The sequence below is a fragment of the Chryseobacterium daeguense DSM 19388 genome (genome assembly GCF_000430825.1).
GTDB lineage: Bacteria > Bacteroidota > Bacteroidia > Flavobacteriales > Weeksellaceae > Chryseobacterium > Chryseobacterium daeguense.
In genome coordinates, this window is sequence record NZ_AUMT01000013.1 from 26,181 (window position 1) to 41,350 (window position 15,170).

12 protein-coding genes are annotated in these 15,170 nt (G+C 35.8%); all 12 read left to right on the forward strand.

Annotated features, from left to right (window positions below):
* The first annotated feature begins 1 nt into the window (after nt 1).
* The 12 genes from H560_RS0115215 to H560_RS0115280 all read left to right on the forward strand — a co-directional run bounded on the left by H560_RS0115215 (nt 2) and on the right by H560_RS0115280 (nt 15,135).
* Nucleotides 2–1,261 carry a phage major capsid protein gene (locus tag H560_RS0115215; RefSeq protein ID WP_027380830.1) on the forward strand — a complete coding sequence of 420 codons (1,260 nt, stop codon included), beginning with the start codon at nt 2–4 and terminating at the stop codon, nt 1,259–1,261.
* Nucleotides 1,262–1,430: 169 nt separating this feature from the next.
* Complete coding sequence (locus H560_RS0115225; RefSeq protein WP_027380831.1) at nt 1,431–2,114, forward strand: hypothetical protein; 684 nt, start codon at nt 1,431–1,433, stop codon at nt 2,112–2,114.
* On the forward strand, nt 2,114–2,656 hold the full coding sequence (locus H560_RS0115230; RefSeq protein WP_027380832.1) for a hypothetical protein: 543 nt from the start codon (nt 2,114–2,116) through the stop codon (nt 2,654–2,656). Before H560_RS0115225 ends, H560_RS0115230 begins: the two co-directional genes overlap by 1 nt.
* Before the next feature lie 11 nt (nt 2,657–2,667).
* Nucleotides 2,668–3,558: a hypothetical protein gene (locus H560_RS0115235; RefSeq protein ID WP_027380833.1), complete on the forward strand. Its 891-nt coding sequence runs from the start codon at nt 2,668–2,670 to the stop codon at nt 3,556–3,558.
* Nucleotides 3,558–3,773, forward strand: coding sequence for a hypothetical protein (locus H560_RS0115240; RefSeq protein WP_027380834.1), 216 nt, complete (start codon nt 3,558–3,560; stop codon nt 3,771–3,773). Before H560_RS0115235 ends, H560_RS0115240 begins: the two co-directional genes overlap by 1 nt.
* A complete protein-coding gene (locus H560_RS23000) occupies nt 3,709–4,158 on the forward strand; it encodes a hypothetical protein (protein ID WP_155845024.1) in 450 nt (149 codons plus the stop codon). The genes H560_RS0115240 and H560_RS23000 overlap by 65 nt, the downstream gene beginning before the upstream one ends.
* A gap of 228 nt (nt 4,159–4,386) precedes the next feature.
* A complete protein-coding gene (locus tag H560_RS0115255) occupies nt 4,387–5,022 on the forward strand; it encodes a hypothetical protein (RefSeq protein WP_027380837.1) in 636 nt (211 codons plus the stop codon).
* Nucleotides 5,019–8,552, forward strand: a complete 3,534-nt coding sequence (locus H560_RS22500) for a hypothetical protein (protein WP_051289354.1) — start codon at nt 5,019–5,021, stop codon at nt 8,550–8,552. Before H560_RS0115255 ends, H560_RS22500 begins: the two co-directional genes overlap by 4 nt.
* Nucleotides 8,536–11,748 (forward strand): fibronectin type III domain-containing protein, encoded by a 3,213-nt coding sequence (locus tag H560_RS0115265; RefSeq protein WP_027380838.1) that lies wholly within the window; start codon nt 8,536–8,538, stop codon nt 11,746–11,748. Before H560_RS22500 ends, H560_RS0115265 begins: the two co-directional genes overlap by 17 nt.
* 104 nt (nt 11,749–11,852) lie before the next feature.
* On the forward strand, nt 11,853–12,728 hold the full coding sequence (locus tag H560_RS0115270; RefSeq protein WP_155845025.1) for a hypothetical protein: 876 nt from the start codon (nt 11,853–11,855) through the stop codon (nt 12,726–12,728).
* Nucleotides 12,728–13,993 (forward strand): hypothetical protein, encoded by a 1,266-nt coding sequence (locus H560_RS0115275; protein ID WP_027380840.1) that lies wholly within the window; start codon nt 12,728–12,730, stop codon nt 13,991–13,993. Before H560_RS0115270 ends, H560_RS0115275 begins: the two co-directional genes overlap by 1 nt.
* Entirely contained in the window at nt 13,990–15,135 is a 1,146-nt protein-coding gene (locus H560_RS0115280) for a glycoside hydrolase family protein (protein ID WP_027380841.1), read from the forward strand. The genes H560_RS0115275 and H560_RS0115280 overlap by 4 nt, the downstream gene beginning before the upstream one ends.
* Nucleotides 15,136–15,170: the final 35 nt, after the last annotated feature.

The window sequence follows — 15,170 nt, forward strand, 5'->3', positions numbered from 1 at the left end:
AATGGATTTTAAGTACAAAACAGTAGCAGAAATTAATGCTTTGTCGCCGGATGAACAAGAAAAATACCTGGCTGACAAAAAAACTCACGAAGATAAAGTGAGAAAGGACGAAATTGACACAACTATAAAAGAAGCTTTAAAACCTCTATTAGACGGTCAAACCCAAACAACAAAGGATATTAGTGATCTTTCCGAAACAGTAAACACGATCGAAGAAACACTAAAGTCAGGAGGAGTTGAGAATGAGCAGGATTTAAGAGCAAAAGTTTTTAAATATGTAACCGACAATCACGCTGAAATCGTTGAAAAAATGAAATCAGGAGGGAAAATCGATATTTCAAAAGCTTTAGGTTTCGATGTGTCAAAAGCGGTAGGAACTGTAACAACGGCTAACGGTACGCTTCCTGTTGCTCTTCCGGTTAACTATGTAGCCGAAAGACAAGGCGTACCTAATGTAAGATTAAGACGTCCTTATTTATTTGATGTGGTAAACACTTTCAATACTTCCGAAAAATCTTTGGCTTATGTTGAAGCAATTCCGGGTGAAGGTGATTTTGCGGTAGTAGCAGAAGGCGCTGCAAAACCACAGTTAGATCTTGATTGGGTAACCAGATACGTTACACCTACAAAATTTGCGGGTTGGATCCATGTAACCGATGAGGTGCTTTATGACATTCCGAGAATTACGGATATGATTGTAAACTACCTTAAAGATAAGCACGATATTTTTAAGGACAATCAAATTTTCGCTTATATCAACACTACTGCAACAGCTTTTTCAGCCGGATCACTTGCAGGAACTGTTGTAAATCCAAATATCATTGATGTAGTAAACGCAATGCAGGTTCAAGTGTTGAACTCTCCAAACTATGTTGACGAACCGGATTTCTACGTAGATACTGTATTAATGAACCCTATTGATTTCTTCACCTATTTTGCTACGGTAAAAGATGCAATGGGAAGAAACCTTTATTCTGATCAGATGATGTTAGGTGGATCAATGGTTTATAATGGACTTAGATTTATTTCTACCAAACAAGTTACCGCAGGAAACATTATCGCTTTTGATTCGAGTAAAATCGATGTTACCAGCTATGAGCCTTATCATGTAGAAATGGGATGGATTAATGATGATTTTATCAAGAACCAAAGAGTAATCTTGGGAGAATCAAGAGGCCATATCTACATTAAAGAACACGATAAGAGAGCTTTTGTTAAAGGAGCGATTGCAACAATGATCACGGCATTAACTAAAGCATAAGCATAACAATGGTAAAGTTTCATTTTTCAGTGACGAATGGGCATTACAAGAGGGGTTCAGTAATCGAATTGCCTGAAAATACGGCAAAAGTATTTGAGAAACTTAAGTGGGGTTCAATTCAAAACGAAAATGAGCCTAAGCCCAAAAGTAAAGCAAAAAGTAAAAAATCATGAGCCTGATAGACAAGACATATTTTGAACAATGGAATCTGATTCCAAACGTAAACGAGCCTGATCCTAACAACAGAACATCTGAGGATCTGGACGCTACAATTATGCAGGTTGAAAAGGATGTCTTGTCTCTTGCTTTTGGTTGGTCAATGTGGGAAGACTTTAAGCAGTATATTAATACAGATGGAGGGATAGATGATAGTGCGCCTCAAAACTATAAAGATATAGTAAATGGCAAGAGTTATCTAAAAGCTATAAACGGTGATGATAAAGAATGTCATTGGCGCGGATTGCTTGAAACAAACCCGAAATCGTCATTATTAGCTGATTTTGTCTACTACACATATAAAGTAAACAACGCAACTCTAACAACAGAATTTGGAGAGGCAGCGGTCGAAGGGAAAGTTGGAAATAAGGCAAGTATTACCCCAAAGGTAACACAGGCTTATAACAGGTTCGTAACAAAGTTTAATGGAGGAATTAAGGCTTTTCCTAGCGGATATACAATGGATGGTAGACCGTATTGGTATATCAACGGAGGTGTAGATTATTATGGGGTTTGGGACACTTATGGCGAAGTTTCGTTAATGAGGTTCTTGCTTGACAATAAATCTGCATATCCTTTACTCGACACTGATATAAGACGCTTTGGAATGCCGATTAAAAATGAATTTGGTTTGTAATGGTTAATCATAACGAAATACTTGAAAACACGCTGAATAAAAAGTTTACCGTTGAATATAACGGGAATACTTTTACTAACAACTTTATCGAAGGTGATATTTTCGAGGTTTGGGGTATTTTAAAGAAAGCAAAAACAAAATATCCTCTGATATGGTTACAAAGCGGTTACAGGGTTAAAGAAAGCACATTACCAGGTAATAAAGTAAAGGAATTATCTAATTGTAATTTCTATTTAATTACCAAAGGTGATGCACACGATCTAAATTCAAAACGCTATATCGATACATACAAATTCATTCTTTATCCTTTACTGGAGAAATTCAAGAAAGGAATATCCGAAACAAAGGGAATTTCTCTTTCAAACGAATACGAGTATATAACCTTTCCATTCAACGATATTTCTGAGTTAAGCGCCAAAGAATCCAGTTCTAAACGTTACGGAGAAAAAACAGCCTTAATGGACGTTTGGGATGCAGTTTACTTGAATATAGGAATTACAATCAATGGGGAATGTTACCCCGAATATAAAGTAAAAATTTAAACTTACATACAATGTTAAAAGTACAGAATTGTAATATTTCAGAACTTATCCCAAGATTAGGGGGTATGTTTTGCGGTGAAAAACTGCTGGTTGGTTTTTTACTAAAGCTTAGAGGAACGCTAATCGATCCTGCAACATTTACAAAAACAGCATTAGACCAACTTATCAGAGAAGATAAGTTAATCGGAATGCTCGAATTCTACAATGTTGAAAATAACGATCAGGAACCTGATACACAGACTTCTGTAAGAAAAGAAGTAATTGAAACTATTCCTGGAACAAAAGGATATAATTTCACCTTCAATAAAGGAAATTGTTTCCAAAATGAATTACAAAAGCTTCATGGAAGTGACAGCTACGAATTCATTCCGGTTTTCGATGATGGATCGGCTTTATTTGCTCAAACAAAAGACGGAAAGCTAAAAGGTTTTGATTGCCGTTTATTCGTTGGAATTAAGCAACTTCAAACATCTGCTGATGTAGCAGGCTCTATTTTAAGAGTATATATTACTCCGAATGCAATGAGCTACTGGCAGGGAGCGTCAGGAACTTTCGAAAGTGACGAATTCTCTTTCAAAGAAATTACACCAGTTGCCGGTTTAAGAATCGAATTAGGGGCATTAGCCGCAGCACAAACGACAACTACAGCAAAGATCACAAACCTATGCTCAGATACAATCGTTTCAGGATTAACAACGCCGGCTAATTGGAAAATGAGCAGAAACGGGGCTTTAGAAGCTGTTACTGCCGTTGCTGAATCGAACGGAAATTATACATTCACTCATGCTGCTTTAGTAGCAGGTCAAGAGATTTCGTTTCAAACTATGGTTTCCGGTTATCCTGTTTATGTGTTAGATACAAGCTATTTCGCTGGAAAATCAATTGAAACAGAAGTTGCATAATGAAATTTCAGTTAGGTAAATATAAAGCCGAGGTTAGCGAACCTTTCACTAACGAAAAGGACGCGATTGATTTTGTATTAAAGTCATTCCCGGAGCTAACCAAAGAAGAAGTAAAACCGTATGTTAAGCCATTAATTAAAAAACAAAAGGATGAATCCAATAGCGCTAAAACGAGGAATTCAGAAGGCGATCCGGGAAGTTCCAAAAATAATTGATGATGCTATAAAAGAAAGTAAACTCGAAGATATTAACCGGGAAAACTTATTACAGGGCAAGGATAGTGAGGGCAATGATATGCCCTTCTATTCCCCTAATTCCGAATATGGATTCGAAAAAATGAGACGTAATCCTAAAAACAGGGGAAGATGGGATTTAAGAAATACTGGAGAGTATCATCGTGGAATATACACGGAAATAAAAAGGAGCAATGTACTATTCAAACAAAGAGTACGAAATGCAAAAACAATCTGGATCGAAAGAGCGATGGAAAGAGCAAATAGGGTTTCGCTTGGTATTCCACAGACTAAAATGGATCAGATCCTAATTGAAAAGGCTCCGCAAATAAAAAGAGAAATTGAACAAATAATTACTTCTGCCTAATGTGTAATTGCAGTAAGCCGATAACCGAATCAGAGTGTCAAAGGCTTAGGAAATATGTTAATGACCCGGAAAAGAGAATGTTTATCTATCACATATTCGATGATAAAGGGTTAAAGATCGCGTTTGTTCCGCCTGGCAAAAATCCCAACCAAATAGCATTTGAAAGAGAGTTTTTAGATGAGAATGGCAATCCTGAATGGTATCACGTAACCGAACACCCATGTTTAAATGAATAATTACAAAATCTATCAAGACAGTAAAGAAATCCCACTTTGGAACTATAAAAGAATAATCCAGACTGAGGATTTTTTTTATATGGTTAAGGGCTATGAATCCGGGGACAACATCGAATTAAACGTTGAGGAATTAAAAATTAAGTTTCAGGAAATAGAGCAAGAATCCATTATATCACTAAACGAAAAGAGCGCTGATTTTACTCTTTATGGTAAGTTGGAGAGGGTCAAATTGGAGTTGTCGATGTTTCTTGTTTTAGATGAAATTATAACGCTTAAAATTAAAGAAAAAAGCCTTTGTGATAAGCTGGAAATTAATTTTGAGAATACCATTCTCGTAGAAATGCTCTCAAAATTAAAGATTCCAAAGAAAGAAGATCTTTCTGAACAGCTTGAAATCATTAAACAAAAGATTACAAAATATGAAAATGAGCTTGAAGATGTTTTAAGCAAGGTTAAAAAACCAAAAGAAAATGCAGATGACTTTGATATTGATGAACAAATTATAAATGTAAAAATTGGTTTGGAAATGGATTTTGACGAACATAAAACATCATTACACCAATATCAAGTATATATAAAGGCTTTAGTAAGAAAGATTGAGCAAATCGATAAAATGAATCGGAAATGAGTGAGAAATTAGCCATATATGACAAGGAAAAAACCGTCAAAGACCTTCAGGATGTAAATAGAGAGGTTGATATTTCTATTCGCAAATTCATGGAACTTATAAACACCACTGAACGCGCCTCTCAAGGATTTTCAAGGGCAACACCCCGGGAAGTAACCGCCGCGTACAGACAAGGCAGTGAGGTTATGGGTGGGTTTGTTCGTGTGACAAATGAATTATCTGACTCCGAAAGACGCTTAGCTGCCGTTGAAAGACAATTGGCTGTTGCTCAGTCTGAACACGGTCAGCAAATTGCTAACCTATCGAATCAAACCAGACAACTAACGGCAGCCCAAAGAGATAGGGCAAGGGAAGAGGCCCGATTGGCGGCGTTATCTGAAAGCGAAAGACAGAGAATAGGGAATACACTCCAATTATATAATAATGTTCAAAGAAGGTTGAATACTCTTCAAATGGAGTATAGAAATTTAGCTTTGGCCAAGCAGTTGGGAATGAACCTTACCGATCAGGAAAGAGTTAGATATGAACAGCTTCAAAAGCAGATTCAAAGATATGATCAGGCCTTAAAATCGGTGGACGCTTCAATGGGAATACACCGTAGAAACGTTGGTAACTACGCAAGTGGTTATAATGGTTTGAATATGTCTGTCGCTCAATTAGCCCGGGAAATGCCAGCTTTTACCTATTCTGTACAAACAGGTTTTATGGCTCTTTCAAACAATATACCGATTTTCATGGATTCTATAAGGGCGGCAATAGCTCAAAATGCAGCATTAAGAGCGGAAGGTAAGGCAACGGTTCCTGTTTGGAGACAGTTGGGATTAGCTGTTTTAGGATTCAATACTATTTTATCTATTGCAATTACCTTATTAACTGTTTATGGAAAAGAAATCGGAGAGTGGATAAAAAAACTGTTTCAAGCTGATGGGGCAACCGGAATATTAAAGAGAAGTACTGAAGCTTTAAACAAGGCAAGAAAAGAAGCGGTAAAATCAGCAGCGAGTGAAATTAACACATTAGAAAAACTTTATAGGGTTTCAACAAGCGAAAATGCATCACGGGAATCCAGAATTCGGGCGGTTAATAAATTACAAGCATTATATCCATCTTTCTTTAAAAACCTTTCTGATGAAACTATTATGGTCGGCAAGGCAAAGGATGCTTATTTAAGGTTAAGGGGTGCGATTTTAGATTCTGCAAGGGCAAGAGCAATTGGAAATTTATTGGAGCAAAGGCAACAGAAGAAGCTAGAGGATGAAGAAAAGCTGAATAAACAGCAAAACGAACAAGTTCAGGAAGCCTTAAGGTTAAGAAAAAACATAAATGGTTCTACCTCTGAATTCGTGAGAGACGGACAAGGGGGATTAATTAAAAAAGATATTGACAACAGCATCATTTATAACAGAACTCTTCAGGACATCAATGTGACTTTAGGGAAGAAAAGAAAATTAAATAAAGCATACTATGAGGAAAATAAGTACCTCATGGATGAGCAATATAAGTTAGAAAATAAGAGGGATGTTCTTAATTATGATGCTGATAAAAACGGAAAAGGTGAAACAATTAAAAAGCCATCAGCAGATAAATTATCAGCAGAACAGAGGAATTTCTTAATGAGACTTGAAGCAGCAAAAGATCAAGAATTAGCTATAAATGAAACTAAATTTGAAAAGGGAGAAATTGACCAAAAGGAATATTTAGAAAACCTTCTATCAATTAATGTAGATTATTTCAATAAAAAAATAAATTATTTAAAAGGAAATAATGCAAAAGAAGCTTTGGAGGTTGCAAAATCTGAATTAGAGAAATCTAAAATAATTAGAGAAACTCAGAAAAAATTATTTGACATAGAATTAGAAGATTTAAAAAATCAAAGCAAAAAGAAACTAAATGAAATAGAAAGAAGCGCTAATGAAATTTCAGAATCAGAATATCTTACAGATTTTGATAGGCTTCAAAAACAGATTGATATTGATGATCAAATAATAAGTGAGTTATCAGACTTTTATAGTGATCAAATAAATGTGGCAAAAAGTAGAAACCAGGAGATTATTGAGATTGAGACAGAACGTGATGAAGAAATAGGAAAAATTCAAGATGAAAGGCTTAAAAAACAAAAGTCTTTACCTGACGCTATGGTTTCTCAAATAGAGTATGAAGCAGAATCTTTAAAGCTTGAAGGTGAAATTACTTATGAGCAGCAAAAACAATTAATACTAAAAAACAAGAGGTTAACGACCGAAGAAAGAAATTACCGTTTGTCGGTTCTTGATAAGCAGGAGCAGATTAATATCAACAATAGGGAGATTGAAAGGCTTAACACCTTAAAAGGACAATTGGTTGTAAAGAGAGCTATCAATCAAATTAATGTGTTGCCTCCTTTATTAAGTCAAGAAGATGAACAGAAATTAAAGGAAATTGATTCGACCATTGAAAAATTGACCTCCCAGAATCAAGTTATAAACATAGAGCTAAAAGAAGATGTTGACCAGAGAACACAGGGAATAAGAAATATTATTGCCAAAGGATTTAATGATCTTGGATTTAGCGGATTAGCTGACGCTTATACTGCAACAATGGAAAGGCTGAAGAATGATACTGCTTCATGGAGGGATTATGCTGTTCTCGCCGCCTCTGCCGTTTTGGATGCTATGTCTCAGCTTTCCAATAAGCAAAAAGAAAGAACAATTGCAAATTTAGATGCTCAACTCGAACACACAAGAGAAACAACCGAACAGGAGATTGGTTTTATTAATCAGCGTTTAGAATGGCTAAATGGATTGGACGAATTATCCAAAGAACAGCTTTCGGAACGTAATAGATTAGAGGACGAAGCAAGAACTTATAAAGAACAGCAATTACAGCGCGAAAAATTAATTGAGACCCAAAAAGCCAAAGCCGAACAAAAGGCTGCATCACAACAAGCTTTAATAAACGGGGCTTTAGCTGCTACAATGACATTAGCTCAAATGGGATTTGTGGCGGGAGCAATTCCAGCGGCTTTAGCATTAGCTTTTGGTGTAGCTCAATCAATTGCAATTTCTTCGAAAAATCCGGTTCCTCAGTATTTTGTTGGTAGACAAGACGGGCCGGCAGAATGGGCTTTAACCCAAGAACGCGGTCGAGAATTAATTACAGATAAAAATGATAATGTAGTGAGTTTGGGAAGCTCTGGCGGAGCAAAGAAAACATGGCTTAATAAAGGGGATAAAGTTTACACGGCAAAGCAAACTTCAGAAATCCTTAAAAATATGGGTTCGCTTCCTAAGCTGGGTCAAAATGTTTACCGTAAAGCCTCAATGCAAAATATCCAACCTCCGGTAATTATTCAGAATAAGCAGGAGGACAATTCAGAGAAAATTGCAAGGGAAGTCGGTCGTCAGTTTGACAGGTTTATGAAAAAATATGACAAACCTAGAATTATTAAGAAGAAAGGTAAAATTATCGAGTATAAGGATGGAAATAATCCGGTAATTATCGGAACCTATGACGTAGAAAAAGCAGGAGAAAACTATGATAGTACCAATTAAACATATACTAAACGAAACCGGAGTTTCTCAGGTTTTTAAATTGATTGTTCCAGCAGGAGATTATGAAGGTGAATATATCATAAAAACACCTGCCAGCTGGAATGAGGTTGATTCTATTGTGAACATCAATGAGGAATATTTTAATATTGAGGATTTTATCATTGGTAATTCTACCAAATTAAAGTTTTCAGAGTTTAGTGATCCTGCAGCGTTTAATCTAATAAGAAATGTTTATAACGAACAGGCGGGTGATGCTAGAATAATATTCAAATGGATTGCGGTAAAAAACGGGGTTGAATATGATTTGCTCGCCGAAAACTTTGAGATTAATTTTAATAAGAAATCAGAGGCCTTCGAAAAGACCATGTTGGCTACGGAAGTAGAATTAATAAAAAGTGAGGCACAGAATAAATTATATACCCGCGAAGATACAACAATTGATCTTTTTGACACAAAGGATCTGGACGAAAATGACATTGATCCGGTTACAACTTTTGCAATAGGATATAAGAAGGGAGATCAAATATTATCTAATTTTTATACGTTTGATATTTCGCAGTTTTATTTTGGGGTAGACGGTGGTGTCCAAAGCTTCTTTTATTCATTTGTTAGAGCGGATGATTACGCTTTTGGAATTAACTCAAATAAATACGCAAGCTGGCGTAACAACGATACCAGCGCAGGCGCGAGAACGTATCAGGGCCCATTTATAGAAACGAATATAAGCCTTCCTAATTTAAAGGCTGAAATAAGCAATATGAACATCTTGGTGGAAAAGGGAATTGCTGGTGAAAATTTCGCTGATGCTTCGCTTTTTGCGGTTATTCGTGTAGGAAGCAATGAGGTTAGAAAAGTTTTTATTAAACAAACCGTATCTGTTCCGATTCCGGCCGGAGGAACCTATGGAGAAATTAAAATTGATAATTTAATTGTAGAATTAGGAAATTTAAATCCAGGAGAAAACCTTACTTTTGAGATAAGGAGTAATGTTTCCGAAAATTTAAAGGGGTTTCCTTTATCTGATAATACGTCGATTGAACTGACAACAAATATAGAAAGCCCTTTAGTAAAAACAAAAGGAATTCGACTTTTAGAGGCTTTAAATCAAATAGCCAAAAATTATACATCTGGCGAAGTTACGGCGGATAGTTACATATTGGGTCCCGGAGGCTCTTTTTATAATACCAGTATTTCCACCGGAATGTACTTAAGAGGACTTCCAGAGGTGTATTTGTCTCAGAAAATGAAAACATCATTAAAAGACATTTTACATGAAGGAGCCGCCAAACTGATGGCTTTGGGTTATGACGTTTTAGATGATAAACTGATAGTAGAAGATATAGATTATTTCTTTAAGGATTTAAGATGCTACGACCTTTCCGAAGCTCAATATCTCCGGGAAGGGTTTAAATTGGAACATGACACCTCGGTTTCGTATAATAATCTATTATTTGGGTCGAAAAAATATTCAACTGAAGTTAAATTTGATATAAAAAATTTCAATACTTCTGCCGAATTAAGCACACCAATAAAAACCAATAAAAATAAACTTGATAAACAGACAGATCTTATTATTGATTCCTTTAAAATTCAGGAATTGATAGAAGATAAAAGTTCTGCGACCAATGACAATGACGATGATAAAGTTTTGATTGATATGGTCGAGGTGAACGATGTTTGGGATCAGGGGGTTTTTCAAAACTGCTCGCATTCTGAGGATGGGGGTAATTTGCTTTTAAATTGTGTTAGCCCGTCATTTGACACCACATTAATTGAGGTCGGAAATTTAATTGAAATTGTTGATGGTTATAATAAGGGAACGTGGACCGTTTTAAGCATTACAGATTCCAAAATGAAGCTTGATAAAACAACCGGGATCCAGGTCGGTATTGTTGATACGCCGATAAGGTATAAAATCACCTCATTAATTAAAAATCGTACGAACGAAGGCTTTACTGTTTATGATGAAAGTATTTTCAACCCTCAGACAGCTACCAATATCCGACACAATCCTAAATATCATCTTGCAAGGTGGTGGTCGTTATTCGGAAGCGGTTTAAGAAAAAAGCTAAACACCGAATCATTAAAAGTAACGAATTATAAAAACAATTCCGAGGCTAAAATGGAAATTGTTTCCAGTGATATGTCTAATGAATTGCAGGGGCAGGTTACGGTTGGGGCTAATGAAGAGCTTTTAAGATTGCGTGATTTCAAACCGACTTTCTTCAATGGGGAAAAAATTGAGATTTCGTTAAATAAAATAACATTTGAACAGTTTTTAGAGATATATAGCAATTGGAAATTCGGACCGGATAATAATAGAGCGTTAAGCCGAGGTTATCTATCGTGTAATACTCCTTATGGAATTTATGATATATATCCGTTCGGGCCTTCTGCTTTTTCGCACAATAAGGCAAAAAACACACTGCACATAAAAGGCAAGGTAAAGGGTAGATCTATTGAAAATCCTATACTTTTAAGCGTTATTCAGGTGGATAGAAACACTGTTACATTAACTTGGGATTATGTTACAGAGTATGTAAATCCTTCGATTAAAATTCAGTATTCTTTGGACGGGTCGAATTGGGAAACTATTCATACGGTAAATAACTTGAAAACGGCAACTTTTTCAAATGATATTTTCAATGGAATCATGACCGGAGAAACGGTTTACTTCAGAATAATAGCAACAAATGCCGAATTCTACAATAAAGTATCAAATTCATTATGGGCAATATGGCAGTTTAATGATTGGGCGATTAAAGAAATATCCAGAACTGAAAATGTTAATTGTGGCTATAGTTATTTGATATTTGAAATTAAAGGAACAGTTAACTTAAGTTTGTTATGGCAATTTTTCACATCCGAAGATGGTGGGGAAGCTTATGTGACAGATCTTTCTGATAATTCGAATATAATTACATTTACTCCTCCTTATACAGGTGACCAAATAACAAGTTTATCATTATTAAATGAAACCAAGCAATATTCCATAATGGTAAAAAACGCTAATAAAACAAGTTCCGGAAATTTATTGAGCTGCACTTTTGGAAATATTTTAGTTATTGTGGAAGCTAACTTGTCTATAGGAATTACAGACTTAAGCAATAATGAAATGACAAATATTCTATTAGATGCTACAACCACAAAAAGATATAGAGAGTCTTCCACAATAACTGATCCTGAAATACCTTAATTTCACTCTAATATACCATAAAACGCAAGTAATAAATTTGTGATTAGCAATGATTTAGCCTTTTGAATTATATGAAGGCTATTCATTGTTCTAATTGAAGGTTTATGCAGAAGTTTTGGTATCACAGTCCGGTGCGTTTTTATAAGACAAAAGAGGAATTGTTTGACATGACAAATCCTCAAAATACGCAATACTTTGGGCATAAAAAACCATATCCCTTACAGATAAACGAATATCACCGATTTTTAATTCCTAATTACCAGAACGAAGTAGAATTTGAAGACCTTGAATTATGGTTGGTAGGAGATCAGGAAACGCAAATACCTTGCGAATTTGGAATAAATGAAGGGAAATTATTCCGGATTACTTTTATTTCATTTGATTTTAACATGGGTCAATTCGAAATCCGTATAAAGGATGGTGATACAATTTTTTATTCGAATTGTGTTGAATTTCTTGACAGTACAGATGCTATTGGGCGCAAATTTATTAGAATAGCAACAAAACACTATTATAACAAAAATCTATTTGCCTTTGACAACTCTAATTATGATTGGGTAGTTACGAATCTGCCTGCTTACTGCTTGGGGCAATTTACGATAGATTCCGAATTCGAAACTGAAAGAACCGGAAATGAAAATTCTTTGGCTATTGCTGATTCTTATATAGATGAAGTGGTGACTTATGAATTTGAAGGAGCCGGAGACGCGAATATTTTTTCTTTTCTCATAGTTCACGTACTGAACGACACCTTTTACATTGACGGAACCAAAAGAACTATAAAGGAAAAGCCCGATGTAGACGAATTCGCAGCATACGGACGATTCAAATTTGTGAACGCGAAAGATGAATTGGGGCTAAATATTCCACTTAATGAAGAAGATATATTCTCAGATGCTTTTAAACTGGCTTTAGGCAATGGAGCTAAAACACTGCTATATGTCTACAATAATAACACGACAGCAATACCAACAACATAATGGACACAAATACTGCTTTTATAAAATTACAGCCAATAAATGAGCTTCAGGAAGTTACCACATTAGAGCCCGGGAATTTTCTTTTTGAGGATGGGGATGGCAATTTAAAAAGAATGACCACTGATAATTTTTATCAGATCATAAATAATTTTGCCAAGCCTATTGCACCAGCTGACGTTCCGCCAGTTACCGCAAATAGGTGGTATAAGCCTACTACGAGTAGCACAGATCCGGGAACTAATTACCCAAATGCCGGGAATCTAAAAGCAAGAAAGGGTTATGACACCTTGTTTTATTATGATGGAACGAATTGGATAAAAACAGAAGTTGAATTACCTGGGATAACTGCTTCGGTTGTTTTTAATCCCTCGGACAATGTGAATACATCTGTTATGTCCGCGACTGCAAGTTATGTAGATTTTAAGCCTATTTATTTTTACCAAAACATTGACCTTTCACAACCAAATGAAAGCCCATATACTGAATTAATTGGCGCAACCAAATTTACATTGAAGGCAGGAGCTAAAACGGGTAAACTTGCAGTTTATAAATTAACAGGTGGTACGGTAACATTTGATACAAATTTTGTTAAAATTCCCAATTCTGATAATTATGATGCTACAAAAACAAATATTATATATTTCTGGTATGAATACGGAAATGTTCGTTATTTTATCGAAAACCAAACTTTAGAAGCGGTTTCCTATACAAAGGTAGTTTCATATTATAACCTGAATGGTAAAACCCCAAATACATTACTTTCAGCTATAACCCCAAATTATGGTGCAGCTTTCACGGGTAATACCGGAGGCTACAGAATCAATGCTTCCGGAATATGGGCGGCAACAACAGCAAATGCCGGATCAACTTCTGCAGCGATCGCTATTAATTTAGGTTCAGTTGTGAATTATCGAGCAACGCTATATTTGTCGGTGGCAACATTAGCGGAAATTAATATTGGCGCAACGGCATATAATACATGGACTAATTTCATTGATATAAATTTCGCTGCAACTTCCACAATTAAACATATTTATCCAGGCAGTCCGGTGGGTGGTCAATTGCTGGTTAGCACATCAGCAATAACATTTCCCCAAGCATCAGTGTATAGATGGGATTTTGAAGTTGTAGGAAGTTTGGTTAAAGTTTATTTTGAGGGCGTTTATTTGTGCCAATATACAAACGCCAATACAGGAAATTTATTTGCTATAATCTTAAGTAAGGCCGGCGATGTTCTTCAATCAATAAAAATTGAAGAGTTATGAATTATTTAATAGAAATATTAAAAAAAAGAGCTGCTAAAAAAGAACAGAGGGTGGTACATTTGAGTGATATTTTACCTTCAAATTTCGTTGAAAGTGTTTTGACCTTGGGTGCTCCCGTAATTAATGACGATGCCTATTCTTTAATTCAAAACGCCCTTTCAGGAGGGTATATTGATTTGTATTGGGATAAGGCGGTTAGCTTGTCAAGCACCTTATTCTTAGAAAGCAATACTAATATTTATGTAACAGCCAATAAGGGCGCTGTGCTTCGAAATGGGGTAAATAAACCGATGTTTAGGAATAAGCATTTGGTTTGGGGAAATCATTTGGCAATATTAGACAAGAACATTCATTTAGATGGCGGAGTGTGGAATGGGAACAGCGCCGGCCAAACGGTAAAAGGAACTAACGAATACGGCTTTGTGATCATATTCTGTTGGTATGGTGTTGAGAATATCACGCTTAAAAATCATAAAATGTACACCCCAAAGACATACGCTCAACATGCTTGTAACGTTTTGAATGGGCACATATCTGATTTTGTGGTTGACGTAGGTGCAAATCCTACCGTTAATATGGACGGTGTGCATTGGGATGGGGGCTGTAAGGACTGCTCAATTAAACGAGGCGTAATTTCAACCTATGACGATGGTATAGGAATGAATGCAGATGATCTTTACAATATTTCTACTGCAGCGAATTTCTTTCCACCGGAGGCAAACGCGCCTATTTCTGATATAGAAATTGAAGATATTCAATTTATTAACTCGCTATTTGGAATAAGAATCTTTTCCGGGCAAAGCAGGGTTGATAATATCACTATCAAAAATATTAGCGGTTCAACTGCTAATTATACTATTCTTATTGATAATTACTGGCAGAATCCTAATTCAGTGGATAAACCGGGTGCTGGGAATATAGGAACCGTAATAATTGACAATGTAACCACAACGGTGCCATCAACAAACCCGGGGTACACAATTAACCGTGGAAAGATAAATCTTTCTGCATCCATTGAAAATTTAACAGCCACAAATATTTCGCCAACGGGAACATCTGTTCCATTATACTTTAAACTAGCATCGGCCGGAGGATATACCTACGTTTACGGAAATATTTCGATTAATGGAACACCAATTTAAATATAAAAACTACTGATATGAAAAACTGAGATTAT